The 26,300-nt window shown below is 41.2% G+C and carries 19 protein-coding genes, 1 tRNA gene, 1 rRNA gene and 1 riboswitch; of the genes, 2 read left to right on the top strand and 19 right to left on the bottom strand.

From position 1 onward, the window contains the following. Positions 1-247: 247 nt before the first annotated feature. The 5 genes from CLHUN_RS13725 to CLHUN_RS22920 all read right to left on the bottom strand — a co-directional run bounded on the left by CLHUN_RS13725 (position 248) and on the right by CLHUN_RS22920 (position 7,287). A complete protein-coding gene (locus CLHUN_RS13725; protein ID WP_133051114.1) occupies positions 248-1,477 on the bottom strand; it encodes a hypothetical protein in 1,230 nt (409 codons plus the stop codon). Positions 1,478-1,871: 394 nt separating this feature from the next. Beyond that, entirely contained in the window at positions 1,872-3,035 is a 1,164-nt protein-coding gene (locus CLHUN_RS13730; protein ID WP_080065206.1) for a phosphoribosylaminoimidazolecarboxamide formyltransferase, read from the bottom strand. A gap of 40 nt (positions 3,036-3,075) precedes the next feature. Beyond that, positions 3,076-3,161: riboswitch (ZMP/ZTP riboswitch) on the bottom strand. 93 nt (positions 3,162-3,254) lie between these two features. After that, on the bottom strand, positions 3,255-4,319 hold the full coding sequence (locus tag CLHUN_RS13735) for an FkbM family methyltransferase (RefSeq protein WP_080065207.1): 1,065 nt from the start codon (positions 4,317-4,319) through the stop codon (positions 3,255-3,257). 370 nt (positions 4,320-4,689) lie between these two features. Then, positions 4,690-7,029, bottom strand: a complete 2,340-nt coding sequence (locus tag CLHUN_RS13740; protein ID WP_080065208.1) for a hydratase — start codon at positions 7,027-7,029, stop codon at positions 4,690-4,692. A gap of 132 nt (positions 7,030-7,161) precedes the next feature. Then, complete coding sequence (locus CLHUN_RS22920; protein WP_165755757.1) at positions 7,162-7,287, bottom strand: winged helix-turn-helix transcriptional regulator; 126 nt, start codon at positions 7,285-7,287, stop codon at positions 7,162-7,164. 669 nt (positions 7,288-7,956) lie between these two features. On the opposite strand from CLHUN_RS22920, the gene xynC reads away from it, so the two are divergent. Then, complete coding sequence (gene xynC, locus CLHUN_RS13750) at positions 7,957-9,423, top strand: glucuronoarabinoxylan endo-1,4-beta-xylanase XynC (protein WP_080065210.1); 1,467 nt, start codon at positions 7,957-7,959, stop codon at positions 9,421-9,423. Positions 9,424-9,860: 437 nt separating this feature from the next. On the opposite strand, the gene CLHUN_RS13755 is transcribed toward xynC, so the two are convergent. The 9 genes from CLHUN_RS13755 to CLHUN_RS13795 form a co-directional block, all read right to left on the bottom strand. Beyond that, the gene (locus CLHUN_RS13755; protein ID WP_080065211.1) at positions 9,861-10,553 is read right to left on the bottom strand and encodes a hypothetical protein; all 693 of its coding nucleotides are present in this window, start codon (positions 10,551-10,553) and stop codon (positions 9,861-9,863) included. Positions 10,554-10,708: 155 nt separating this feature from the next. Further along, positions 10,709-11,653, bottom strand: coding sequence for a hypothetical protein (locus CLHUN_RS13760; protein ID WP_080065212.1), 945 nt, complete (start codon positions 11,651-11,653; stop codon positions 10,709-10,711). Positions 11,654-11,706: 53 nt separating this feature from the next. Further along, positions 11,707-13,089: a hypothetical protein gene (locus tag CLHUN_RS13765; RefSeq protein ID WP_080065213.1), complete on the bottom strand. Its 1,383-nt coding sequence runs from the start codon at positions 13,087-13,089 to the stop codon at positions 11,707-11,709. 340 nt (positions 13,090-13,429) lie between these two features. Continuing rightward, positions 13,430-14,500, bottom strand: coding sequence for a right-handed parallel beta-helix repeat-containing protein (locus CLHUN_RS13770; RefSeq protein WP_080065214.1), 1,071 nt, complete (start codon positions 14,498-14,500; stop codon positions 13,430-13,432). A 191-nt stretch (positions 14,501-14,691) separates the two neighbouring features. Next, positions 14,692-14,946 (bottom strand): hypothetical protein, encoded by a 255-nt coding sequence (locus CLHUN_RS13775; RefSeq protein ID WP_080065215.1) that lies wholly within the window; start codon positions 14,944-14,946, stop codon positions 14,692-14,694. Between the two features lie 13 nt (positions 14,947-14,959). Beyond that, positions 14,960-15,193 carry a hypothetical protein gene (locus CLHUN_RS13780; protein ID WP_080065216.1) on the bottom strand — a complete coding sequence of 78 codons (234 nt, stop codon included), beginning with the start codon at positions 15,191-15,193 and terminating at the stop codon, positions 14,960-14,962. Positions 15,194-15,309: 116 nt separating this feature from the next. Continuing rightward, on the bottom strand, positions 15,310-15,906 hold the full coding sequence (locus CLHUN_RS13785; RefSeq protein ID WP_080065217.1) for a YcxB family protein: 597 nt from the start codon (positions 15,904-15,906) through the stop codon (positions 15,310-15,312). 261 nt (positions 15,907-16,167) lie between these two features. Beyond that, a complete protein-coding gene (locus CLHUN_RS13790) occupies positions 16,168-16,872 on the bottom strand; it encodes a lysophospholipid acyltransferase family protein (protein WP_242656519.1) in 705 nt (234 codons plus the stop codon). A 355-nt stretch (positions 16,873-17,227) separates the two neighbouring features. Beyond that, the gene (locus CLHUN_RS13795; protein ID WP_080065218.1) at positions 17,228-17,941 is read right to left on the bottom strand and encodes a nitroreductase family protein; all 714 of its coding nucleotides are present in this window, start codon (positions 17,939-17,941) and stop codon (positions 17,228-17,230) included. Between the two features lie 582 nt (positions 17,942-18,523). Between CLHUN_RS13795 and CLHUN_RS13800 the strand changes: the two genes are divergently transcribed. After that, positions 18,524-18,883 (top strand): winged helix-turn-helix transcriptional regulator, encoded by a 360-nt coding sequence (locus CLHUN_RS13800; RefSeq protein ID WP_080065219.1) that lies wholly within the window; start codon positions 18,524-18,526, stop codon positions 18,881-18,883. A 176-nt stretch (positions 18,884-19,059) separates the two neighbouring features. Here CLHUN_RS13800 and CLHUN_RS13805 read toward each other — a convergent pair whose 3' ends face one another. The 5 genes from CLHUN_RS13805 to rrf form a co-directional block, all read right to left on the bottom strand. Further along, on the bottom strand, positions 19,060-21,360 hold the full coding sequence (locus CLHUN_RS13805; RefSeq protein ID WP_080065220.1) for an NTTRR-F1 domain: 2,301 nt from the start codon (positions 21,358-21,360) through the stop codon (positions 19,060-19,062). Between the two features lie 501 nt (positions 21,361-21,861). Then, positions 21,862-24,246, bottom strand: coding sequence for a vitamin B12-dependent ribonucleotide reductase (locus CLHUN_RS13810; protein WP_080065221.1), 2,385 nt, complete (start codon positions 24,244-24,246; stop codon positions 21,862-21,864). A 277-nt stretch (positions 24,247-24,523) separates the two neighbouring features. Further along, positions 24,524-25,855, bottom strand: coding sequence for a putative glycoside hydrolase (locus CLHUN_RS13815; protein ID WP_080065222.1), 1,332 nt, complete (start codon positions 25,853-25,855; stop codon positions 24,524-24,526). A 242-nt stretch (positions 25,856-26,097) separates the two neighbouring features. Next, positions 26,098-26,173: transfer RNA gene (locus tag CLHUN_RS13820), tRNA-Asn, on the bottom strand. Between the two features lie 6 nt (positions 26,174-26,179). Next, positions 26,180-26,296: ribosomal RNA gene (gene rrf, locus CLHUN_RS13825) — 5S ribosomal RNA — on the bottom strand. Positions 26,297-26,300 lie beyond the last annotated feature (4 nt).

A 26,300-nucleotide genomic window follows, 5' to 3' on the forward strand; every position in this document is an offset into this window, starting at 1 on the left:
TTTCCCTAAATCCCGCCACGAGATTCCAGCTTCATTTTACCACTTTTTACATATACTGTAATTATATTTGTGAAATTTTTTCTTGTTTGTTTTATTTAGTTACAAACTGTAAAAAACCCGTAAAAACCCCGGGCTCCTAACCTTACAAACAGGTTAGGAGCCCGGGGTTCGCCACATATACACAATATACTCAATTAATAATGAAATTATTAACCGGTACCTCTTATTGGATTGGATTTATATACAATTATCCGGTTACGGTTTGAATACCTACAAGATTGGTATCGGGGTTTCTCCAAAAATGGATTCTACCTCCATTTGTCTCAGAGGTAGCCAGCTTGTAGTCACTGTTTACCGTGCCGTCACTGGCAATAATGGTACCCGAAGCAAAGGACTCCATCACCTCATTCTGGCAGTACAGTGCTTTAACCACATACCAGTCTGTTTCTGAAAAACCCGGTGTGTTATACAAGTTGCCTTCATCAGGGCTGAAGAAAATATTAAACAAAGTCTGACCATTGCCGTAATCATTGCGGACGGCCTGATACCATTCCAGCTCGGGTACAGGCTGTCCGTTGCTTGTAACTACAAAATACGTCAAGTCCCTGTAGTCGATTTGGTTATAGTTTATGGGAGGCACACTCATGCGCTGTGGCACCGAAGACATCAGCCTTTCGTGACCGCTCACCTGATAGTAGCGTACATCGTCACCCCTTTTAATAATGTCAGTGGCAGCCACCATATTGTTTACATCAGTAATCTGATCCTTCAGGTTATTGTGAAAATTCTGGAGCTTTGCAATTTCTGTCACCTGACTTGAATCCATGTCCTTAATTGTACCTTGTATTGCAATCTCACAAAAACTTGTAAGGGACAGGTACAGCCCCAATGCCCCGTTGCGGAACAAGGCCCTTGGCTCATAGCCCTGATGTTCCCATTTATATGTATTTACTGCCAGCTTGTCAAAAGTCGTAAACAGATTGGAGCCTGTGATGGAGGAAGTATCCAGCAATTTTTTGCCAAGCACCAGCACTTGGGTGTAAAAATCATCATAATTCATGTCGGAAATCAGATTCTTCTGTTTCTGGGCTTTATCATCCCCATCCGATAAAGCATCCACCGCCTGGAGTTCGGCTAGAAATGTACTGTTTATTATGGACATTTTTTGGGTGTAGTCAATATAGTCCTGTATTTGCATACCATACCCCAGATCAAGTACTTGCTTTATCAGGTTGTCCAATTTATCATTTATTGAGTCCAGACTCTGCGCTATATTTGCCAGAACAGTCTGCGTACTGTCGGTAGTACCCAATACAGTATCGAAAAGCTCACCAAATCCCCAGCTAAATATTTTAGGGGCTTTTATTGTTTCAAGAAGAGCCGTTATGCCTCCCTTTAAGATTTTAAGCACCGCATCCTGGTCAGCATCTTTTAAAAATACTAAAGCTTTTTTCTCTTCATCAAATTCTGTTTTCATAGGTATAGTCATTCCTTTCATTTCAGGCATGAAGTGGAACTTTTGCCTTTGGGCGTATTTTGCTTTTTAAATATCCATGGGGATTATTTATAGGGAATAACAGTGGCAAATAGTCAAGTGAAGAATGAAAATCAACGTCATCTCAATATAATTGTATAACTTTGGAAGTTATTTTACAACAAAAATCGTACAAATTTTCCAAAATTTTATAAATATTGCAAAAAATTATTATTAGTGAAGAGTAAAATAAAAAGCCATGCAGCGGCAGCTTATATGGCAACTGTCCATTGCATGGCGTGTTTAGCCTTTCTGGTGGTCTGTGACATCTGAATTCATACCTTGCAGAGGTTGGTATTCTTTTGATGCCACAGGTGTTTCGTAATCCTTTTTTTGCTTAGTGATGGAACAGCCTGACCCCGGTCATTGCCATCACCATCTTGTATTCATTGCAGGCAGTAATAACTATGTCGTCCCTAAGTGACCCGCCAGCCTGGGCAATGTACTTCACGCCGCTTCTGAAGGCCCTGTCGATATTATCCCTGAACGGGAAAAATGCATCAGAACCCAAGGTTACGTCCTTCAAACCCTTAAGCCATTCTTCCTTGTCCTTTTGTGTAAGTCTTTCAGGCACTTCTTCCAGAACATCCTTCAACATGTTCAGTTCATACTCCGTAACATCATTTCTTATAAACAGGTCGATGGAATTATCCCTTTCCGGTCTTCCCACGCCTTTCTTAAACTTAAGCCCCAATATTTTCGGATGCTGCTTCAGATACCAGATATCAGCCTTGTCCCCGGCAAGCCTGGTACAATGGATTCTGGACTGCTGTCCGGCACCGCAGCCTATGACCTGTCCGCCTGATACATAGCATACTGAGTTGGATTGGGTATATTTGAGAGTTATCATGGAAAGAAGCATATCCCTTATTGCACTGTCGGACAGTTCCTTGTTCTCAGTCACAATATTTTTCAAGTCCTGTGCTCCGGGAACGTAATTATTGCGCTTTTGGACAAATTCCACTCCGAATATCTGCCTTGTCTCTGTCTCACCAGGCTCATAGGATGGGTCAATTTCAATAATGTTATATTTACCGCCCTTTTTTTGCCTGAGGATTTCAAAAGCTTCCTGTGTGTACCCGGGAGCTATGATACCATCAGATACTTCTCCTTTGAGAACAAGTGCCGTCTCTTTGTCGACCGCGTGGCTGAGTGCGGCCCAATCGCCGTATGAGGATACTCTGTCGGCACCTCGCGCCCTCACATATGCCGCTGCAAGGGGAGATAAGTCAAAATCCTCAACAAAATATGCCTTCCTCAGTTCTTCGCTCAAGGGCAAGCCTATTGCCGCACCTGCAGGACTTACATGCTTGAAGGAAGCAGCCGCAGGCATATTAACAGCATTTTTCAGTTCATTGACAAGCTGCCAGGAGTTAAGGGCATCCATAAAATTTATATAGCCCGGATTTCCATTCAAAACTTTAAAGGGCAGCTTTCCCGAAGCAGAACGGATTTCAGCAGGCCTTTGATTTGGATTACAGCCGTATTTCAATTCATACATATTTAAAACCCTCCTTAAAAATAAAAAACCGCCCGGGTATATAGTCTACCCAGGCGGTCGATAATTTTTCACCAATCATGCTCCCCATATGATTATTCATATTTTCCGCCAGTTGCATGATTTACAAAATCACAAATTAAGTTTTTCATAGTAATTATATTACTTATTTCGCATTTTTGTCAACACCATAAGGTTTATAACGGCCTATGTATATTTTTGCTATAATTTGGCATACAGCACCGATTCATACCAGGAATGAACATTATGGTGCCTCAAAAAGAACTTATACTCAGGTACAAATTCATTAATTTGCAGGATAACCGTCCACAGGTCTGAGGGCAGATGATAATTGCAGATTGCCAATTTTGGCTTCTGTGCTTTTAATAGCTTTTCAGCACCCAGAATCGCATCGGTTTCTGCCCCTTCTATGTCCAGTTTAATCATTGTTATCCTGTTGTCCATGAATATATTGTCTATTGCTATAACCTCTATCATACATGGTGATGTTTTCACAATACATGAGTCAAAACTGTCGTTGTTGGAAAACCCTACAGCACCGCTGCTGCTGTATATACCCTTGTTGTATATCTCAATTCCTTTTGCCGCGTCGCCTAATTCCAGCAGCATGGCACGAAGCTTCTCAAAATTCCCCTTATCCGGCTCAAAGCTGTATATTTTGCCGTAGTTGCCTCTGCATATGTCAAGATAGCTTTGTATGGTATCTCCTGTATAGGCTCCTCCGTCAATAATACATTCGTTATTATCAAAACTGAATATATCCTCAAGAAAATATTGCTCTGTCGAGGTAGTAATCCTGCCGAATATCTCCGGATTCTGAGTATACACATATTCTATCAGTCCAAGAAATACTTTTTTTGAGTTACTGTCGCACAATAAATCATAAACCTTTTGCAGCTTATCAAGGTTTAGCAAGTAATATAAGGAATATCTGTGCAGCAAATTCTTTATTCCCGCTTTTAACAGTTTTCTAGCCGGCTCATCCGGCTCATTTATTGTTACACATACGGGTACATTGGAAGAGATGTTTAAAAGTTCTTCAGGAGAAATGATTAATGTGCCGTTTAAGCACTTGCCCCATTTATCCCTGTCATCGTCACAGTAATAAACAATATTTATATCCGATAAATCATACCTGTCCAAAAAGTCCTTACCTACTTCACCTGCTCCGTACAATATTACATCAAACTTTTCTTTATGCCTGTTTTCAAATTTTCCTACTATCCCCGGATTTATTTCACGAATGAATTCATATATATTTACCATTTTATAGACAATGTAACAAACCTAAGTTTATTACCTATTCCTCTCATTATATTTTTCTATTTTCCTAATAAATTCCTGATATCTATATTAAAATTCACATGAATAATCTCTTTTAATTTTAACTAATCGTGCATCATACCGGACTGGCCGTCATCCTTGCTCCGAACAGCCAGTTCCCACTACTCAGTAATTATAATAAATAATTTCCAGTCTGCATGTGTTGCCCCGTCAGGGGCTTATTGCCTAATTCAATCAACAGATTAAAGCGCAGTAATCACTCTGGTATGTTTTTTCTCTTTTCACATACCAGAGCAGTTTCCGAATAGACATTAATATGATTGAAAATAACCAATCTCTGAAACAACCAGCTTTATATGTTGTAATAGTTTATGAGGCAGCCTTCAGATATTATTTTTCTTTCTTCCGCCGTCATCTTCTTCAAATACAGCTTGATTTCCTTAACTTCATCCTCCTGAACAAGTCGGGCAGGAATTATTTCTTCACCGCCATCAATTTTGCTTTTGATGTCAGGAATAAAAATCATATCTCCGGTTTTAAAACTCACGTTCTCATCCTCAATAGTGAAGGGCAGTATACCCCAATTTACCAAATTGCTTCTGTAGCGTTTTGTCGCGTAATCAACTGCGATATTTGCCCAGCCTCCAAGCACCTTCTGGCAGGAAGCCGCCTGCTCTCTCGCTGATCCGTCTCCCGGCTTTACAGAACATACAACGCTTCCGATACCCGTTGATTTTAAAATATTCTCCACATCTTTTGAACCGGCACCAGGCAGACTTGCCAGCACTTTTTCAAGGTCTCCTGACAATCCATTACTGCCTGTTGCATCACCCACATGGGTCTTACGCTCCTGTTCCAATGCCTGCACGTCCTTTGCCCGCTGTACATATCCCGGGTCTTTTCTTGACAGAGTAAATTCCGACAGCTTATAGGGGTTTGAGCGGAAGGAGGAGGTTTCCCCCGATGGAATCAGCTCATCCGTCGTTGTTACGGGATCATTTATAACCGACGCTACTTTCAGCAGGAGGTTTTGAGTAAGCCCGCTCATTTCAGGCCAATCTGCAATATTGGGGCCGAATTTAACGTCCTGGTCCAGCCTGGGCTTTCCAAAACCGCTGTAAACTCTATTTTTGTATATCTGCCCGTTAAAGGTATACTTCATATCCGGGCTGACAGGTTCCACTTCTGTTGCAGCAGTCAGAATACCATTGTTTATTGCTGTTGCGGCAATAGTTCTGGCATCCATCAAAGCCACAGAGGTAATCTGTCCGTTTGTTGGCTTGGCACCTTCCCTAAAGGGGAAATTACGGGTAGCGTGCCTGATACTGATAGTATCATTTGCAGGAGTATCACCAGCTCCGAAGCACGGACCACAAAAAGCTGTTTTTATAACGATTCCTGCAGACATCATTTTAGCCGCCGCCCCGTTTTTAACCAGCTCATAATAAACCGGCTGACTGGCAGGGTAGACCGACATTGAAAAGCTTCCGTTGCCTGTGGACCTGTTTTCCACCATGGCCGCAACCTCACATATGTTCTCAAAAGTTCCGCCTGCACAGCCTGCAACAATACCCTGTTCAACCTTCAGTCTGCCGTTGACGACCTTGTCCACAAGAGAAAACTCTATTTTGGGATTATCAATCTGCTTTCTGCCTTCAACCTCAATTGCTCTCAATATGTCCTGAGCATTGCTGTTAAGTTCAGCCACCGTAAATACGTTGCTGGGATGGAAGGGCAGTGCTATCATAGGCTCTATCTTGTCCAGGTCCACAATAGCCATGCCGTCATAATATGCAATATCTCCAGGCTTCAGCTCTGAATAGCCTTCAGGCCGCCCGTGAATCTCAAAATACTCTTTAACCTTGGAATCCGTTGACCAAATGGAGCTGAGACAGGTAGTCTCTGTTGTCATAACATCTATGCCGTTTCTATAGTCTACGGAAAGGTTTTGTATGCCAGGTCCGATAAATTCAAGGACCTTGTTCTTTACAAATCCATTTTTGAAAACTGCTCCGATAATTGCCAGAGCCACATCCTGAGGTCCAACGCCCTTTTTAGGCTTGCCTTCCAGGTACACTCCGACTACGTCAGGACAAGCTACATCATAGCTTTTTCTGAGCAATTGTTTTACCAGTTCCGGTCCGCCTTCACCCACCGCCATTGTACCCAAGGCTCCGTATCTGGTGTGGCTGTCCGAACCCAGAATCATACTTCCGCAGGCTGCCATCATTTCCCTCATATACTGGTGTATAACTGCCTGATGGGCTGGAACATAGATTCCACCATATTTTTGAGCGGCAGAAAGTCCGAATATATGGTCGTCTTCATTTATTGTTCCTCCCACTGCGCACAGGCTGTTGTGACAGTTGGTCATTACATAGGGAAGGGGGAACTCTTGCAAACCGCTTGCCCTTGCTGTTTGCACTATCCCCACATATGTAATGTCATGAGATGCCAAAGCATCAAAGCGTATTTTTAAATTTTGGGTATCCCCAGACGTATTGTGCTCCATCAATATCTTATACGCTATGGTATTTTTCCTTGCCTCTTCCTGCTTGATGGAAGACACATCCACAGGCAGGTTTCCTGCCCTGCTGTTTCCTTTTAAAATCTCAAAAGCTCCGCTTTCTGTTATCTCAACAAGTGTATCTCTATTTAAATAATACACACCATTTTTAACTAAGCTGACCAAGTGCTATCCCTCCATGTAATAATATAGTTCTTCCCAACATTTTTTTGCCGAGTTAATTTATATTATAACATAATACCGACAAATCCTACTAAATAATTGCATATTTTGAAATTAAAGTTGACCTGAGGTACTTCAGCAATCTACCGGTTCACTGCTCCTTTTATTTTTCAAGTCCATTCCCCATTTGGCTATCTCTTCAAATATTTCAAACAGGCCTTTTCCATCTTCCGATAATGAATATTCAACATGCGGCGGCACCCGTCTATTCTTGATAATCTTTTATGTATATTAAAAATTAATGGTAATAATGGAAATTTTTTATGCTTTGACGTATAATTAGTATAGGGCTGAATTGCTGCTATTCTACCGATTTTTTAAAAAGGAGGTGCTACCGGTACAAAAACAGACAACCTGAATTCTGTAAAGCTTTCCGGCTTTAGCGGGCTTTAGGCTGTCAAATGTAAAATTGACCTTGACTACAGGTTGGTGACATGTACTTTATACGTATGCCGAAATTTTTATTCTGTTGAAAACGCAACAGACCCGGTTACGGGTAGATCGGTGAAATCATATGCAGCTTAATAGGAACAATATTAATCAGTGCCCTGGAACATATTGCGTTTTATTTATTCAAATCATTATATGACTCTCTTGAGCCGTTTTTAAAAATTACATTTTTTCGCACTATATTCTTTATACCCATTTTTACAAGGTATCCTGCTTGCGGCTTCTTATGAGCCATATACGGCACTGTTTATCCTGACAAGCTATCCGGAATAACACCAGCCAGAGGCAGTTTCATATTATGAAATCCGTCTGTTTCCATTGAGAAAGCAGCATGACAAGTTTTTTAACAGCCGCAAAATTGCGCGTTCTCAGAAAAACGCGCTTTTATGGCTGAATACTATTTATAGGAGAGATGAAAAAATGATTTCATGTTTTAAAAAGAAAATCAGAGCCTTGCTGGCTTTATTAGTTGTAATGTCAATGATATTCACCGTACCTGCGTTTGAAGTTCTGGCAGCAAATGATGTATTAGTGAACCTGTCCTCTGAAAAACAGGTAATCAGGGGCTTTGGAGGAATGAACTATCCTGCCTGGCAAGGTTCGGACCTGACAGCCGCTCAAAGAGAAACGGCTTTTGGTAACGGGCAGGGGCAACTGGGTTTCTCTATCTTAAGAATTCATGTAGACCCGGACAAAACTACCTGGGCCAACGAGTTGGATACTGCCAAGGCAGCCATAAAGAATGGAGCAATAGTTTTTGCTTCACCCTGGAGTCCTCCGTCCGATATGGTACAGACCGTTAACGGGCAAAGACATGTTAAACCGGATAAGTACGCTGCGTATGCACAGCATCTGAATGATTTCGTTTCCTTCATGAAGCAGAATGGCGTGGACCTGTATGCCATTTCCGTTCAAAATGAGCCCGATTACGGAAATGAATGGACCTGGTGGACACCGCAGGAAATACTCACCTTCATGAAAAATAACGCAGGCTCTATTAACTGCAGAGTAATTGCACCGGAGTCCTTCCAATATCTTAAAAACATATCAGATCCCATACTGAATGATGCTCAGGCCCTTGCAAATCTGGATATCCTGGGGGCTCATCTATACGGTACCCAGGTCAGCAATTTCCCCTACCCGCTCTTTAAGCAAAAGGGTGCCGGAAAAGACCTGTGGATGACCGAGGTATATTATCCAAACAGTGAGGCCAACTCAGCAGACCGCTGGCCTGAAGCCCTGGACGTTGCCCAGCATATGCACAACGCCATGGTTGAGGCTGATTTCCAGGCATACGTGTGGTGGTTTATCCGCAGGCAATACGGCCCTATGAAAGAGGACGGTACCATGAGCAAGCGCGGAGCTATGATGTCTCAATTCTCAAAATTTGTTCGTCCCGGGTATGTAAGGGTTGATGCAACAAAGAATCCTAATACGAATGTTTACATATCTGCCTATAAGGGTGACAACAAAGTGGTTATTGTCGCAATAAACAAAGGAACTACCGCAGTAACTCAAAATTTTGTCCTGCAAAATGGCTCAGCATCAAAATTCTCTACATGGATATCGGACTCCAGCCGGAATGTTGCAGCCGGAACAGCCGTAAATGTGTCGGGAGGCTCCTTTACAGCCCAACTCCCCGCCCAGAGTGTCACAACCTTCGTTGCTGATTCTGGAATATCGGGAAAACTGGGTGACCTGAATTCCGATGGAGAAATAGATGCACTGGATTTAATGGCTATGAAAAAACACCTGCTTGGAGTAGAGCTTGTTAAAAATCCTGTACTGGCTGACCTGGACGCAAGCGGTGAAGTTGATGCCATTGATTTTGCGCTGTTGAAGCAGTATTTACTGGGTGCTATAACTAAATTCCCAGGAGAAAAGTAACGTAAAAATAAACTGATTGTTTCTTTAAAGGCCCATAAAACCGTGAATCCTATCTTGGATTCACGGTTTTATATTATATACTATTCCGGGTATTATTCAGGTCCCTTGCCCCCCATAAAGTTGAAATGAAATTATTCATCATCAACTATTCATGGTCAGCCATTTAATATCGTATGCCGCATTACATATTTATGCAGTGCTGTTACTTTTTCCAGTTCACTCATATTGTTATTTGTGACCTTGACATACCTTTTTGATTGATACTTACATAGCCGGCGGCTATCTGAGCAAAACAAAAGAGGTTATGCCTAATAACCTCTTTTGTTTTTATATTTGTTTGTAAATATACTTATTACTTGTAGTATCCATGCCATCTACACTTGAATACCTGCACTTGCCGTATAATTAATTATACATACTTATATGGCATATCCCTCTTAATCAACTGTATACACCTTTGCAGAGTCGCCTTTGGGAGCCGACAAAGGGTAATACCTTATATACGCCAGTGAATCAAGTGAAGTTGCGGAGAAGCCCTTATAAATAGTTGCAGTTTCGCCCGGTTTTAAAGTACATCTGGTGGATTCGGATATTCCTATCACTGTTGAAAGCGACCTGTCGTTCTTGTCCATCAAGCCCACATCACCTGCAGTTGATACTTCTATGGTGGTGGTTGCCCTGTTTGTTACATCCATGGCTACCAGATAATATGTCATACTGCCGGAGGTTTTGGTTGAAAACTTTATATTTGAAAACTTAATCCAGGTTGACTGTTTGTTCTTATCGTACTCTACAGTTGCAACTTTTCCATTTAAAGTGGTGGAGGTTGAACCTGCCGGAGCAGTTTTAGCGCTTGTTACGGTTACGGCTGTTCCTTTGCTGGTCACACTTGCCCCCAGGACTTTTGCAAAATCATTTACAGGCACATAGTTGACACCGTTATATGTAAGTGGATACAGTCTGGCGCCTGCGCTGTTGGTGGGCTGAAATGCCTTGCCGTTTACAGATATTGCAACAGTTTTGTTGAGCTCTGCCTTGATTATTGTGGCAGTACCTGCAGCACCAATTCCCATTGACAATACCGCTACTGCTGCGATAATCATTATCAGTGATTTTCTTGATTTGTTCATAATATAGTTCTCCTAGTATTATAAATAAATTTAGACGAACCCATAAATCAGATTGCCTATTATAATGAAATATACCTTAATTCTGGTAAAAAGTCAAACCCTGCTTAATTCTGTCAAAAAAGGTGGTTTATTATCACTGCGGGAGTATTGTTCCATCAATAGGGCCCGTCCCAGTTATATTTTTCATATGTTTTTGCCACTTCTCCGCCTTTTATGAAATCGGCCACATATACATTCGCGGTATACTCGGAGGTATGGGCAAAATACTTTGAAAACAATACTTCATATGGAGTGTCCTTAATACCCAATAGACATATTTGTTCAGCTCCGGCAATTGTATTTTCAAGACTGATAAAATCCAATGTCCGGTCTGGTCCGGGTATTTCCTTATCCTTTTCTATAAGACTCAATGCTTTTTTATGCTCTTCAGGGGAATATGGCCTCTTTCTCCCCTGATTTGAAATGGTATTATTTGAAATTTCATATCCCGACAGTGTAATGCCTACCAGGCTTTCGTCTGTATTGGCCTGCAGTTTATAGCGCAACCCGTGCTGCTCAGGTTCTGAAAAGGCTTGCAAAAAGTAACTGCTGCTTTCTTCCCTGGCAGGTACATAATAGCTGAATATGGAATCAAACTGTGCAGCAAAACAGCTATCAGATCCGCTTAAGAAAGAATAGAATTTGATAGACAAGGGATATTTGTCAAGGTTGATTTTCTCATTGAATACATCCCTCTTGGTACTAAAGGGCTCAAGGTATATGTATCCCGACTCAAATAACTCACCTATGTATAGGCTCCTGTAAATAGCTTCAATCTCTGCAAGTTCATCCTCTGACGCAGTTTTTAGTTCAGCGGTTTTTGTTTTCTCACTATTTTCAGCACCTGCAGTATTTAATGCGGTGGAATCTCCCGCACCGGCCTCTTCACTCTTTTGAGCAACGGAATTACTAACCGTACTTGCTGCATTACCTGTACTTGATGCTGCTGCATTAATGCTCGCCTGCTCCCTTGTAGTTTGGCCGCCATTTACGCAGGCTGATAAAAGCATTGCAATAATAAAAAGCACTGGCAATTTCTTTGCATACATTTTCATATACATATTAACCCCTAAATTCGATTTCAAGCCGTTCTGAAATAGAAACAATTTAGCCTTTAATCTATTTTAATTCTTAAATATTCTTTAAAAGGAATTTCATTGTCTGCCTTACCCTCTTCATATATCTTTTCATATAATACCAGCTCATTATCTGCCTTTTTGACATAAAAAGCTTCCAGCTCACCCGGCCCGGTTATGGATTGACGGCAAGCTCCTATTGCATCTTTGGGAATATTGAGCCAGGTATATTCACTTTCCAAATATACAGGAAAAATAGTCATATCGCTCTCCCGAACCAAATACTTTTTATTGTCATATATTAACCATATCCCATTACCTGAAAATTCCCAGTCCAGATTGTCGAAGATTCTGGCTTCAAGCTCTGGATTTTCCATACCGATTTGAATCTGAGAATTTGTTCCTTCTTTATCATCTGAGGATGCCTCTATGAAATATGTGTCAAATACGTACTTGATTACATATCTTCTATATTCCATCATATACCGTTCTTCTTCAAAAATCCTGGTTTTGCCCATAACCTTCATTATTTCATTAAATGTCATTCCAGGTTTTATTTTATTCAGTAAAACATTTTTGTCAATTTCTATGTATTTACTGTTATCTTCGCTGTCACTGTAATTCCCGAAGTATAAGCCCAAGGCCTCATAATGTTTCCACCAGGGGAAAGCCTCATCATACTCACCGCTTATTAAATAGTCCTGTCCATATAAATTCACTACTTTACTGAAATCATACCCCAGTAATTTTACAATTGCAGCTATATCAACAAAGGCAGCCGGCCTGTATAACAGTATTTTATAATTTTCTCCGGTTATCTGTTCAGAAAAGAACTTAACCACAGAATCTCCACTCTTAAAAGTTAACATATAAAGATTTGGTCTATCATAATAGTTTTCATGCAGATAACCATCGTCTCTTATTTCATAGCTTTCAACCTCATCACAGGACAAGTTCCTCCTTATGGAGTCAAAATTATTCCCCGTCCTGAAATCAAGATGTTTTGAGCCAGTACCCATTTCAATATATTGAAGTCTGCCATTACCATTAAAATATAGTGCCAAACCTGTATTTTCAAAGAAATAGCCCGAATCCTTCCCTGTTACACCCATTTGTACTTTTTGATAATCTGCACCCAACTCCTCCAGGATACTTTGTTTATCCCTGCCGATCAAATTTGACAATTGCTTTAAAGAGTATTGCTGTTTATTTTGTGCCTGGCTTTGGGCCCCATTCATTGCTGCACCACTGTTCTCCATTGGTTCTGCACTGTTTATAGAAATATCTTTTCCGGGTTGTATGGTGCTGTTACTTTCGATTGTATTTCCTTGTACCTCACGGAGCTTTCCTGTATTTTTTTCTGTTGAACAAGCTGACAGGACAAAAATGATAAGAATCAAGGTATATATGCTCCTCTTCATTAGCACCTCCGTAGGCTTTTCCCGAAAAGTCATTTAAATAATTTCAGCTAAATAATTTCAGCATATGGAAAGGGAACTTTACTCTGGAATCACCCCTTCAATATACCAGTCCATACTGGGAATATAACTGTCCTTAAAAAGATATATATTAAGAAATAATATGTCTTTTTACACCAAATTACAGTTTTAAGACAGAGGAAGCCACACAAAACAATATATTTGCATAGTCCCTCTTTTGATGTACCCACAAGGAAGGGCTGGCAGAAATCCAGCCCTTCCTTGTGGGTTGATTATTTGAATAATGTGAGATAAGACATGCCTTTATACCATTCAGGCCGTACTACTCGAAAGTAGTGCCCGTAAAATCAATATCCGGTAAAAACTCAATGTTTAAATTAAATAGCTTATTGTCTTTAAATTTACAATTAGTAAACTTTATCTCACTGGATAAATTCACCGACAACATATCGGTGTTTTTCGTATATGCGGTATTTTCAGCTATCTCACATTTATCAAAAACAATAGCTGTGGAAGAATAGATTCCAAATAATCCATAGCTTTCACACTTTCTGAATATGCTGTTGCTGAATTCAAAATTTTTGCACTTGCTTATTGCCATGACCCCTTCAGTACACTCCTCAATAATTGAATCTGAAAGCTTTAAGTTTTCAGTATTATTCGCAATAATCCCATATGTTCCGCAGCCATATAAAATACTGTTTGAAACAGCTATGTCTTTTGAAGAATCAAAATTGAACACACCTCCGATGCAAGCACCCTTCTCAATGGTGTGCCCGGCCTTGACATTTTTTATATTTACATTTTCGCAATCAAGAAACGTGAGCACATCTGCATATCTTGGTTCAACTACTATTTCTACAGGCTTGTCTCCCAGCCCCTCAATAGTCAGATTGCTTATTTCTTTTAAAACCAATTTATTTCCATCGTACACTTCTTCCCAGAAGATATTCTTACTATCACTATATCCCTGCTTCAGATCAGAAATATTATATATGCCGGGTTTCAGCTTGATATGACTGTTAGTGCCAAGTGCTGCAAACAGTTCATCGACATTGGATACCGTAACTTCTTTAGCCTCAACTTCGGGCTGTTTAATATAGACACTCTTTGTATTCCCATCCCAACTGACGTCTTTGCCCAATGCTCTGCTAAATGCCGCAACAGGCATATATGTGACGCCCTTTGAAATAAAAGGCTGGATTGTTTCACCATTTCCGTCCTTGAGTTCTATAAGGGACCCGTCCACATAAATTTTAATGTTATCATACACAACTGATATATTTTTTGCTACAGGCGCTGCCAGCACAGTCACTCCCAATGCAGATACCCCTAAAACTGCTGAAAATATTAATCCTGAAAAAAAGCCTTTAAGTCTGTCCTTGTTTAACATTTAAAACCCTCCAGTTTGCAAATTTTTATATGGTTACTCAAAGTAATACAGGACAACCGCATCAGCCGCCAACATTACCTTACTTCAATTCCCATATTAATAATATTTTACCATAAAGCAAATATCCTGTATCTTAATAAAATATTAAGTTTTGCAAGCACTCTACTCTGAGTATGCTTATGTATATATTTCTATAATGAAGAAATAATTCCATATAAAACATAGCCTAAAGGGAATAATATAAAAATTATTCCTAAGATTATTGAGACTATGTTAAATAAAGGTTTTGATGCACCATTACTTATTTTCATCTGCTTGAAGTATATTTTATTCATGGCTGCACCCGTACCTCCCATTACTATCAGACATATACCTATAAAACACATGAACGCAATAATTATGCCGATTATGGCTGCAAGAAACGGCAGAAGAAATATAAAAGCCATCTCAGACCACCCCCTATATATTAATTAAAATTAAAACTCCTGCAATCAAATAACACAGAGTTATCAGAATGCCCACCCACATATGTACGGCTGAAAGCAGCCAATAGCCAAATTTTATTTTTTTCACCTGGGTATCAAAGCATTTGCTCTGCTTCATACCTTTATATCCCCGTATTATTGCAATAACAGCCAAAAACAGCACAAGTGCAAGAACCAGAAGAATAATTGCGTTTCCTAGTGATATCATCCTTTTCCTCCTTTTGGTGAAGATTTGTTTTAACCTACAGTGATTAAATGCCGGCAATCCAATAAACTACTTGTCATCAGGCTGCATATTGCACCTGATAAGTTTTTTATTAAAAATCAGTAGTTTGCAAATCTGACCTTCTTCTTATTAACATACGTGGTGAAATAATGAACCACTTTTGACAACTCATCTATCCCAATATATTTTTTTGGTATAACCCACATTGTTCTATCAGATATGAAGATAAAGAAAAAGTCTTTTGATATGTATACTTTAAAAATTTCGTCCCAATTTATCTTTGAATAGACCCTCTCTGACCTGTATTCAATCCCTGAATTGTCTAGAGTAAATTCCATTTCATTCTGAATCAGTTTATTGCTTTCATAATGACGTTTGTTTGCATTCCTGGCATATTTAAATATGATTACCAATACTGCAAAAATAATTGCAAATGAAATAGTCGGCAGATTAGCAATATACCAAGGTGCAGGATTTGATACATAACTCTGGTGGGAAACTGAAGCAACCTTGCCCCCGCTTGACCCCAGGTATGTTACAATGAGAATTGCAAAAAAAAGCAATATATAGGCCAATACAAAAACCAACAGCTTTCTTTCCTTCCTCTTCATCTTAAGTATCACTTTGCATGCCTTTAAATAATCTTCCTTTTCAAGTTTTGATTTAAAAACCATTTTTGAATCGCCGTTATCCACTATAATTTACCTCTTCCTTGTAATCCCAGTAAATATACCCTGGAAAACAAATTTATTTTCACAGTATTCCATATCAACATTATTTTACCACTTTTAAATATATTTTGTAGTATTTTGACTTATTTTGATAAGAAGTTTCAAATTAAAACCCCCAACGCTGAACCCGAAAAGAAAAGGTTCAGCACTGAGGGGCTCTGTAAATGTACAATATATTAAACATAAAAGTGATTGATATAATTAAATGAATCCCGTCCATTCCATTCACTCAACTTTATATATGCCCTGGTATTCGGCTTTCAGCATTTGTGCAATTTTCCTCATTGCGGTAAATACACATTCTTCATCCCAATTCTCACGGGTATTATCTTTTTTAGCCAGTTGAAATGGCTGCCCTATTTTTACACTCACCGTTGCATGTTGCGGACTTTCCCTGCCCATGTCATTCTGGTTTACCGGCAGCAGGAGTTCTGTTCCCTCAAGCCCTATTGGAACAATATCCGCCTTGGAGAGCCTTGCCAACAGCAGAAACCCTTTTTTCCCCCTTATCATGGAACCGGATCTGCTTCTGGTCCCCTCTGGGAATATCAAAATTGATTCTCCCTTACCCAGTATCGCCAGAGCCTCTTTGATTGCATTTCTGTCAGCCGAATTGGGACTTATGGAAATGTGTTTTACCATCTTAAGGAAAATCGCTGTAAAAGGATTTGCATTCAGCTTTACCCCGGCCATGAAGGTGACATTATTTTTCTTGAGTATCTTGTTGAGAACAATGCCATCCACATTGCTTAAGTGATTTGAAATGAATATTGTTGGTTTGCCTATCCGCTCAGACAGGATTTCATTTCCTGTAACCTCAAGCTTTGCATATTTATAAAGAAGAAAATCTGATGCCTTACTGCCAATATATCGGATAATACTTTCCGGCAGTACGTTTATAATAGGTGCAAGCACACGTATAGTTCTCATTAATACCTCGTATAAAACAGAATTTATAGCTTTTGATTTGACGCTATACTTTTATATTTTAGCAAATACTTAATAATAATGGAAGCAGAACAACGCGGAAGTCTCCGTTTAGCCCTTTAGGCCCAATACATCAATCGGCACAACATTTCCCAATACCTGCTCCTATATAATTCCACAATTAACATGCCTGTATTTATGTTTATAAAATATGCAGTGCCTATTGTCATTTTGTATAAAGAAAGTGAAGTAGCTCAACTGCACATTTGCTTGTTTTCTGCAATTTTTTAACATTTTCACTAATACAATATCTGAATGTGGACTTTATGCCTCGCTAAAGCTCAATTACTCCTCAGCATTATCTTTGAAACTTGCTATTGTTGCCTAAACTAAAGCTACCTCCAGCAGCAAGCTCAAAGTGCAATTTAGCAATTCCCAAATCTACTAAATCAAAGCGGTAGCTATCAGGAACACTGGCTCTGACAATGCAATCATTATATGAAAACTGTACTTTTTGGCTATTCCTGGCAGAAGGTGCTTTTTGCACAGCGTTTATCCCGGCAATAAACCAATCAGGGACGGCATTATCAGAAGTATAGAATGCTTCTATAGCCTTTGGGCGTTTTATTTTGTTTATTACGTTTCCAATTAAAGATTTTTTCTCAGCTACAATACCTATAGTGATTACACAAACAAATTCTTCGCCTTCTGAAACCGCAAAAATCGGGTTTTGACGTTCAAATGAACCGCCCACCCAGCATGTGCCTAATCCTAATGATGTAGCCTTCAAAATAACTTTTTCTCCCACATAACCTAACTTCTCTTTTAAGTGAATGTCGTTTTGTGGCCCCTTCATGACGATAAGTGAACGTACTCCCTTGAACATACCATAGCTTTTGCCAAATGTATTGAAGGCATTACTGCCGTCTTCAAGAAAAGATATTGAAAGACCAAATTTTTTGTTGCCATCATCTATCTCGTCTGTAAGTACGGATAACTTTTCTTTGTCAATGCCAATACCCAAATAATTGCGAGTCGATACTCTTTTTTCAATCGCTTTTAAATAATCCATCTTTGATTCCTCCAAAATTAATTCTTTTTAAACAATTCGTTGGTGCTGATTATTGCACTGCCTATAAATATTCCTGCCGTCAGTGGCATTTTTCGTTATCTCTGACACATGCACTCATTTTACAGTGTAAGCAATGTCAGGTATCTCGTCCTGCTGTTGCGTCATTCTACCAATTATAATTAACTAGTGCTCCTCGGAAATGTTACAATTCATAATCTGCTTTAGCCCGCTTATTTGTCCATGGTCCCAAATGCCAATTTGTGTTTTTCCAAACGGACCAGCATCACTAATATAGATAGCTTCTTGAATGATAAAACTACACCGACCTTAGCAATCTGCTTTTAATGCCCATTACTCTCAGCGGATGCATAGCCATCCTCACGGTATCATATACATACCACTAATGGAAAAGCACCCTGTTTTTTACTTCTTTATAACTGATAGCAGTTGATTGAAATAGTCTTTCTATTGTATGCCTCCAACATACTTTATAAATTCATTGTATAGATAGTATAATACAAATAAGATATTATATTAAGCATGCTCTTATTTGTATCATACTATCAAAAAGGAGAGTAATAAATGGTTGAAGAAGAGGCATTGGATAGAGTAAAAAGTTGTAAGAATATTTATGATTTGAATCCTATTGAATATACACTATCGGTTATCGGAGGACAGTGGAAGCTGTTGATTTTATATTGGCTGTCGATTAATAAGGTCATGAGGTATGGCGAACTTAAAAAATGTCTAAATGGGGTTACACATAAAATGCTGTCTATGCGGCTCAAAGAATTGGAGGATCACAAAGTGATTGTCAGGACACAATACAATCAAATTCCGCCAAAAGTTGAATACAGCCTTTTTGAAAAAGGTAGGTCTTTACGCGCAGTTTTAATTACTTTGTATGAGTGGGGTGAAAAGAATAGCGAGTCTACAGATTGATTCTGTAACGCTCCTTTTTTGCATACTATACTGTTAATTAATGATATGTATTTACACACGCATAAAAACTGCCAGCGGGTTACACCTGCCGGCAGAAAAGATTTTTATTTATATAATTGTCTACTTGACGGGGAGCATATCAATTTTGCGACACTTCCTTGTGCATTTTTTACCTGTTACCTTTGATCGCTGATTGTAGCAACACTATTGCTGTTTATTAATTCGGTCAATGGGTCGTAAGGAGCCCCCGTAGGTGTGCCGACAAGCAATGCAATATCAACTGCATTTTCCGGATTCCCCCACGAATTACCTGAAATAACGAAGATCGCCCTGTCAACAACAAATCCACGGGTGTTGTAAACAATATTATTAATGATATGACCTGTGGAATTTGGATTTAAATACGCAGGCTGCCTGAGAGAGTATAAAATGTTTTCTTCCACGATCAGATTTGTTACATTCGATTGCGTTAGAAAACCACGGTTTACTACCCAATCGGTAGATGGTCCTGCTTGAGGCGGTCCATAAATTACATTATCAACAAGCTTATGATTTGCTCCGGCAAGTTGAATGAATTCAACAGCATATGCAGCATTACTGGTAATAGTTAATCCATCGATTGTAACACCGCTTCCTGTAACGAGAAAAGCTATTACTGCTGCTTGCAGCACTATCAGCGTATTTGGGTATCCCTTTAATGTCACACCTGCTTTATTAACTGTCACTGTAGAAGTAATCGTATAAGTTCCTCCCAGTATGTGGACAGTTCCTGTAGGAGATACGGCTGTCAAACCTTGCTGTATAGTTCCAAAAGGATTCGCATGTGTGCCGTTTCCACCCACTGCACCTGCTTGAACATAAACCTCAAACGGGTTAGGCTCTACTGTACCTGTCGGTCCGGTTGGCCCTATTGGTCCCGTCGGTCCGGTTGGACCGGTAACTCCCGCTCCTGTGGGGCCTGCCGGGCCGGTGGCTCCCGTTGGGCCAGTTGGACCCGTCGGTCCCGTAACTCCTGCACCTGTCGGGCCTGCCGGGCCTGTGGCTCCCGTTGGTCCAGTTGGGCCTGTCGGTCCCGTAACTCCTGCACCTGTCGGGCCTGCCGGGCCTGTGGCTCCCGTTGGTCCAGTTGGGCCTGTCGGTCCCGTAACTCCTGCACCTGTCGGGCCTGCCGGGCCTGTGGCTCCCGTTGGGCCAGTTGGACCCGTCGGTCCCGTAACTCCTGCACCTGTCGGGCCTGCCGGGCCTGTGGCTCCCGTTGGTCCAGTTGGGCCTGTCGGGCCCGTAACTCCTGCACCTGTCGGGCCTGCCGGGCCGGTGGCTCCCGTTGGGCCAGTTGGACCCGTCGGTCCCGTAACTCCTGCACCTGTGGGGCCTGCCGGGCCTGTGGCTCCCATTGGTCCAGTTGGACCGGTTGGGCCGGTCGGTCCAGTTGCTCCTGTCGGTCCGGTTGGGCCGGTGGCTCCTGTCGGTCCAGTTGCTCCTGTCGGTCCGGTTGGGCCGGTGGCTCCCTTTGGTCCGGTTGCTCCCGTTGGTCCAGTTGCTCCTGTCGGTCCAGTTGGGCCGGTTGGGCCGGTGGCTCCCGTTGGTCCAGTCGCTCCGGTTGGTCCGGTTGGGCCGGTGGCTCCTGTCGGACCGGTTGGGCCGGTGGCTCCTGTCGGACCGGTTGGGCCGATGGCTCCTGTCGGTCCGGTTGGTCCAGTTGCTCCGGTTGGGCCGGTCGGTCCAGTTGCTCCGGTCGGTCCGGTTGGGCCGGTGGCTCCTGTTGGCCCCGTTGCTCCTGTCGGTCCGGTTGGGCCGGTGGCTCCCGTTGGTCCAGTTACTCCCGTTGGTCCAGTTGCTCCTGTCGGTCCAGTTGCTCCTGTCGGTCCAGTCGGTCCAGTTGCTCCTGTCGGTCCAGTTGCTCCTGTCGGTCCAGTCGGTCCAGTTGCTCCTGTCGGTCCAGTCGGTCCAGTTGGGCCGGTTGGGCCGGTGGCTCCTGTTGGCCCCGTTGGGCCAGTTGGTGCAGTAGGGCCAATTGGGCCTTCAGTAGTTAATGAGACATCGTCTGCTACTACATCAGCGGTACCAGGATCTGCTTGCTTGCTGATTGACACTATAGCCATTGTTGTTCCCGGGGGAGCTGGTGCAACTATACCTGTAAACTCCTGCCAATTCCCTAAGGATGCATCTGGAAGTGTACCTGGTGGAATGCTTATTACCAACCCTAGTCCAAGAAAATTAAAGGATGGACCAAAATATGCTATTGTGATTGTCGTGAGTGGGTTCGGGAGAGGTCCGATTTTTCCTAAAAATGCGGAGAATTCACTACTTTGGCTGAAATCTCCTTCGATAATCTGATATATGACAGAAATGCCGCTTAAGAGCTGTGCTGCAAAGTTACCAGAGAATTTATAGACAGACGTTATACTTGCATTGTCTACAAGCCAGGGAGGAAATGAACCTGTTTCAAAACCACCGTTTACGATTAATTCATCCATTTTTTAAATTCACCTCGCTGAAAATTATGGACAGAGCATACTGCTAAATATATATGCTCATAAATATTATATGATTGATGATTCTACTATGTACTTATCCTAAGTAAAGATAAATACCCTGGAGTAATTTCATCTACTGAAAGGTGACACTGCTGATTACTTTTAGATTGACATGGAGGTTATATTTGAACAGACACAAAAATCCATGCTACATGAGAGTCTTGGCATGGATTTTTTGGATATGTACCTTCGGAACCCGCATTTTAGAAAACCTACTATCTTTTTTCAACATTTTTACCACTAATTATAAATATTTCTACATTTACATTGAATGTATGCATTGTAAATATTGTTGCTAGATATATAAACTAATTTAACTCTTCTTTCACTTTACCAATATAAAAAATCCAGAAACACCCTCTAATTCAGGTATTCCTGGATCTCAAAAAAATACTAATTTAATGTATAATATTTTAACCAATTATATAATATCAGAAGTCCCTACCCGCACTTGCTATACCCGCAGTTCCTGCAAATAACGCAGCCGCCTTCATGTTCCACAGTCTTCCCGCACTCGGGGCACTCTCCTCCCAGGGTTCTTTCATCTATTCCCGACTCAGGATTTGAGCACACCTCTTTCAAAGTACACTCATAGCAGTCCGAGGCACAGGCAGTTTCCCCTCCTGATGCATTTGGTCTCTGGACAATGCTGTATTCTCTGGTTGCAAAGTCAGAGCCGGCTTCCTCCTCCTTACTGCTTTGAATCCTGGCCACCTTTTCAATCAGCCTGCCTATGGCATCCGGACAGGATAACACCTTGAGCCCTTTTTGCCGGATGGTTGAAGGACATCTTATCCCCTTGAGCTGCTCCACTATGGACTTAACATCCATTCCTGAACGCAGTGCAACCGACACCAATCTGCTGGTTGCTTCAGACTGTGATGGGCAGCCTCCTGCACGGCCGGTATTTGTAAATACCTCACATATGCCGTTTTCATCATAATTAACAGTGATGTACAAATTCCCGCAGCCAATCTTCACCTTTTCAGTAAAGCCTGTGGTTATATCCGGTCTGGGCCTGGGTTCAATACCCGCAATTCTCTTGGAAATATCGTTGCAGGAGTCACAGTATTCATTTTCTCCTGCCGGCAATACTTCACCTGGGGTCTCTTCTTTTCCCTGAACCTTGCCTATGTTGAGAACCTGCATGTCCCTGCTCCCATCCCTGTATATGGTAACTCCTTTGCACTGGGCCCTGTAGGCAAAAGTAAACACTTCCCTTACATCATCGGTGGTAGCCTCATGACTCAGGTTAACAGTTTTTGAAACCGCATTGTCGGTGTACTTCTGGAAGGCAGCCTGCATTTTGACATGCCACTCGGGCCTTACATCATGGGCTGTAACAAATACTTTCCGCACCTCTTCCGGAATCTCTTCAATATGCTTCAAAGTACCCGATTCAGCAATTTTCTTCATTAATTCATCCGAATAAAAATTACCCTCCAGTGCTGCCTTTTTAAATACAGGGTTAACTTCTATCAGTTCGTTATTATCCATAACATTCCTGATATAAGATATTGCAAAAACCGGTTCGATTCCGCTGGAAACACCTGCTATCAAACTAAGTGTTCCTGTAGGGGCAATGGTTGTGGTTGTGGCATTTCTGATTCTGATACCCTTCTTTGCATATATGCTTTGCTCATAGTATGGAAAGACTCCCTTTTGCCGGGCCAGCTCCTCAGAAGCCTTCTGGGCATTTTTTTGAATAAATTCCATTACAGTTCCGGCAAGTTCAATAGCACGCTGGGAATCATATGGTATTCCAAGTGCGCACAATATGTCGGCCCATCCCATCACTCCCAACCCGATTTTCCGAGTTCCCCTTGTCATCTCATCAATTTCCTTCAGAGGGTACTTGTTTACTTCTATTACATTATCCAGAAAGTGCACTGCTTTCTTCACCGTCAACCCCAGCTTGTCAAAATCCAAGGAATTCTTTTCAGCATCCAGCATGCTGTACAGGTTCACAGAGCCGAGGTTGCAGGCTTCATACGGCAGCAGCGGCTGCTCCCCGCAAGGATTTGTGCTCTCTATTTCCCCAAGCTCCGGAGTAACATTGTCCCTGTTCAGTCTGTCGAGAAATATTATGCCGGGTTCGCCGTTCTTCCAGGCCATTTCTACAATTATATCGAATACCTGCTTGGCATTCAGTTTTCCAACAGGCTTCTTTGTCTTGGGATCAATCAGCTCATATTCCAGATTGTATTCAACCGCCTTCATGAAATCTTCGGTTATACCTACGCTTATATTAAAATTTGTAATTTCAGAGTTATCTTTTTTACATGAGATAAATTCCAGGATATCCGGGTGATCCACCCTCAAGATTCCCATATTTGCACCCCTACGGGTTCCTCCCTGCTTTACGGCCTCCGTCGCTGCATTAAAGACCTTCATAAAGCTGATAGGCCCGCTTGCAACGCCTCCGGTTGAATTAACGGCTGAGCCTTTGGGACGGAGTCTCGAAAAACTGAAGCCTGTGCCTCCTCCGCTCTTATGTATCAATGCAGCATTTTTAATTGTCTCAAAAATGCCCTCCATTGTGTCTTCAACCGGCAGCACAAAACAGGCACTCAGTTGACCTAGTGGCCTTCCGGCATTCATGAGCGTAGGGGAATTGGGCAAAAACTCCAGACTGGTCATCATCTCATAAAACTGTTCTTCTATTTCAACAAGCCCTGCTTTATGGGTATATTTTTCATCTGCCGAGGCGATTTCCTTTGCTACACGCCTGAACATCCCCTCAACATCCTCAAGCAGGTTGCCATTTTCATCCTTTGACAAATATCTTTTCTCCAGTACCTTAATTGCATTTTCTGAAAGTTTCATTATATATCCCCTCTCATACAACTATATTTAGTATTTCTCTTTTGTTCCAGTACTATATATTGTATCATCCTGAGCAAAACATTTCAATAATTTGCTAAGGATAATTGTATAGTAAATAAGACCTGTATTCACCTTGGGAATTGATTAACCAGTAGTTATCATTTTCAGAACAAAAAAGCAGGATAGCTTATTTTAGCCATCCTGCCGCGTTTTTACTATGAATTTTGTACCTGAAAAATTTCTTATGTGCCTCTTTCAATGTAGGCTTACTTTATTGTTACTTCTCAGGATTAAAATATGACTCCTGGTATTTATTGCTTGGGTCCCACAATATCCACTCTTCATATCCTGAATCATATACAGCCTTGATCTGTTCCTTAACCTGCTGCGGTCCATAGGTCTGATAATATCCATTCGGCAGATACTTAGCGGTAAATGCCTGAAGGTACGGGCGGACTTTTGCCTTGTATTCCGGTACCTGCGCAATCTTTGCCTTTGCTGATACCAAAGCATTGTACATTACCTTATATGGTTCAAGATCAGGTTTGGTAAACACGATACCGTTAATTTTCTGGCCTACTCCGTTGGACATGATGCCTTTTTTAGCATCGTTGGCATAGTGTGACGGGTATATCATGGGACTGATACAATAAATGTCCTTACCAACCTCAGAAATTCTTTGTCCTATGCTTTCTCCATCGGGCTTGCTCTCTACAATAATGGCAAATACGTCGGCAGATACCGGCACACCGGCTTCTTCATGCAATACCTTGTTTGCTTTGGCCAAAAATCCATTTATAGCTGCAGCCTTTTCAGGTACATTGGTTCCGTAATTAAAATCTGCCTTTCTTCCTGTGGGGAATCTGACATAATCGAATTGTATTTCATCAAAGCCCTTTGAAATGGCTTCTTTTGCTATAGCAATATTGTAATCCCAAACTTCTTCATTATAAGGATTTGTCCATGGTGTAGAGCCATTTTCAAGCCAGAGGGAACCTTTTGAATTCTTTATGGCCAGATCAACTCTGTTCTTTGCCAGTGTAGGATCTTTAAATGTGACTATACGGCCTATAACATATATTCCATTCTCATGAAACTTGTTTATGACAACTTCAGGCTTATAATATTTTGTTTGTTTTCCATATTTTTTAACTATCTCTAAATCTGATTCATAGTTTAATGAACCGTCTTCCTTAATGTCCACAACAACAGTATTTAGTTCGGTTTTCTTTGCCAATTCTATAATATTGTCCACCTTGGTAGATGACCCTGCCGAAGGTCCTGTAAGATAAACAGCCTTTACCTTGACTTGTTCAATACTTGGAGATAGCTGCAGTCCATTGCCGGGCTGGGCATCTTTACCCCCTGTGCTATCCGAAGGTATGTCAATGGAAGAGCCTGTTGTCGTAGATGCAGCTTGCGTTGAATTAGCTGAAGTCTGTTCTGAAACCTGCGCTGATGTTGCCTGACTTTGTTGGGCTGTACCAGATGAGCCTGCACTTATCTCGCTTACTTTATCACTGTTACCATTAAATGCTGTACATGAAGTAAGCAGCAAAACAACCATTAATGTGGAAATTACAAAGGTGATTTTTGTTTTCTTTTTCATAAGTACCTCATCCTAAGAAATAAATTTTGATGTAAATAGTATAACTGTTTAGTACAATTTTTATATGCTAAAATCAATTTTTACGTACAATAGTGATTATACATAATACCATAAAAAAAATCAAACTGATTTCTACCAAAAACACCAATTTTCTGCCAGTTTCATATAAATGTAATAATTGAAAAGCCTGGAATTGTCCTGAAATATAAAAAGAACAGATTCTGAACTGGAATCTGTTCTTTTGGCTCCTCAAGTAGGACTTGAACCTACGACCCTGCGGTTAACAGCCGCATGCTCTACCGACTGAGCTATTGAGGAATATAAATCTGGCAGAGACTTACTTTCCCGGGCCGTGTCCAGCCAAGTATTATCAGCACTGAGATGCTTAACTGCCGTGTTCGGTATGGGAACGGGTGTATCCATCTCGTCATTTCCACCAGAAAAT

The sequence above is a fragment of the Ruminiclostridium hungatei genome, from assembly GCF_002051585.1.
Taxonomy (GTDB): Bacteria; Bacillota; Clostridia; order Acetivibrionales; family DSM-1351; genus Ruminiclostridium; species Ruminiclostridium hungatei.

Excerpts from the sequence above, each read along its gene's own strand:
- CLHUN_RS13725 (WP_133051114.1), bottom strand. The coding sequence starts at position 1,477 with ATGAAAACAGAATTTGATGAAGAGAAAAAAGCTTTAGTATTTTTAAAA.
- CLHUN_RS13730 (WP_080065206.1), bottom strand. The coding sequence starts at position 3,035 with ATGTATGAATTGAAATACGGCTGTAATCCAAATCAAAGGCCTGCTGAA.
- CLHUN_RS13735 (WP_080065207.1), bottom strand. The coding sequence starts at position 4,319 with ATGGTAAATATATATGAATTCATTCGTGAAATAAATCCGGGGATAGTA.
- xynC (WP_080065210.1), top strand. The coding sequence starts at position 7,957 with ATGATTTCATGTTTTAAAAAGAAAATCAGAGCCTTGCTGGCTTTATTA.
- CLHUN_RS13755 (WP_080065211.1), bottom strand. The coding sequence starts at position 10,553 with ATGAACAAATCAAGAAAATCACTGATAATGATTATCGCAGCAGTAGCG.
- CLHUN_RS13760 (WP_080065212.1), bottom strand. The coding sequence starts at position 11,653 with ATGTATATGAAAATGTATGCAAAGAAATTGCCAGTGCTTTTTATTATT.
- CLHUN_RS13765 (WP_080065213.1), bottom strand. The coding sequence starts at position 13,089 with ATGAAGAGGAGCATATATACCTTGATTCTTATCATTTTTGTCCTGTCA.
- CLHUN_RS13770 (WP_080065214.1), bottom strand. The coding sequence starts at position 14,500 with ATGTTAAACAAGGACAGACTTAAAGGCTTTTTTTCAGGATTAATATTT.
- CLHUN_RS13775 (WP_080065215.1), bottom strand. The coding sequence starts at position 14,946 with ATGGCTTTTATATTTCTTCTGCCGTTTCTTGCAGCCATAATCGGCATA.
- CLHUN_RS13780 (WP_080065216.1), bottom strand. The coding sequence starts at position 15,193 with ATGATATCACTAGGAAACGCAATTATTCTTCTGGTTCTTGCACTTGTG.
- CLHUN_RS13790 (WP_242656519.1), bottom strand. The coding sequence starts at position 16,872 with ATGAGAACTATACGTGTGCTTGCACCTATTATAAACGTACTGCCGGAA.
- CLHUN_RS13795 (WP_080065218.1), bottom strand. The coding sequence starts at position 17,941 with ATGGATTATTTAAAAGCGATTGAAAAAAGAGTATCGACTCGCAATTAT.
- CLHUN_RS13800 (WP_080065219.1), top strand. The coding sequence starts at position 18,524 with ATGGTTGAAGAAGAGGCATTGGATAGAGTAAAAAGTTGTAAGAATATT.
- CLHUN_RS13805 (WP_080065220.1), bottom strand. The coding sequence starts at position 21,360 with ATGGATGAATTAATCGTAAACGGTGGTTTTGAAACAGGTTCATTTCCT.
- CLHUN_RS13810 (WP_080065221.1), bottom strand. The coding sequence starts at position 24,246 with ATGAAACTTTCAGAAAATGCAATTAAGGTACTGGAGAAAAGATATTTG.
- CLHUN_RS13815 (WP_080065222.1), bottom strand. The coding sequence starts at position 25,855 with ATGAAAAAGAAAACAAAAATCACCTTTGTAATTTCCACATTAATGGTT.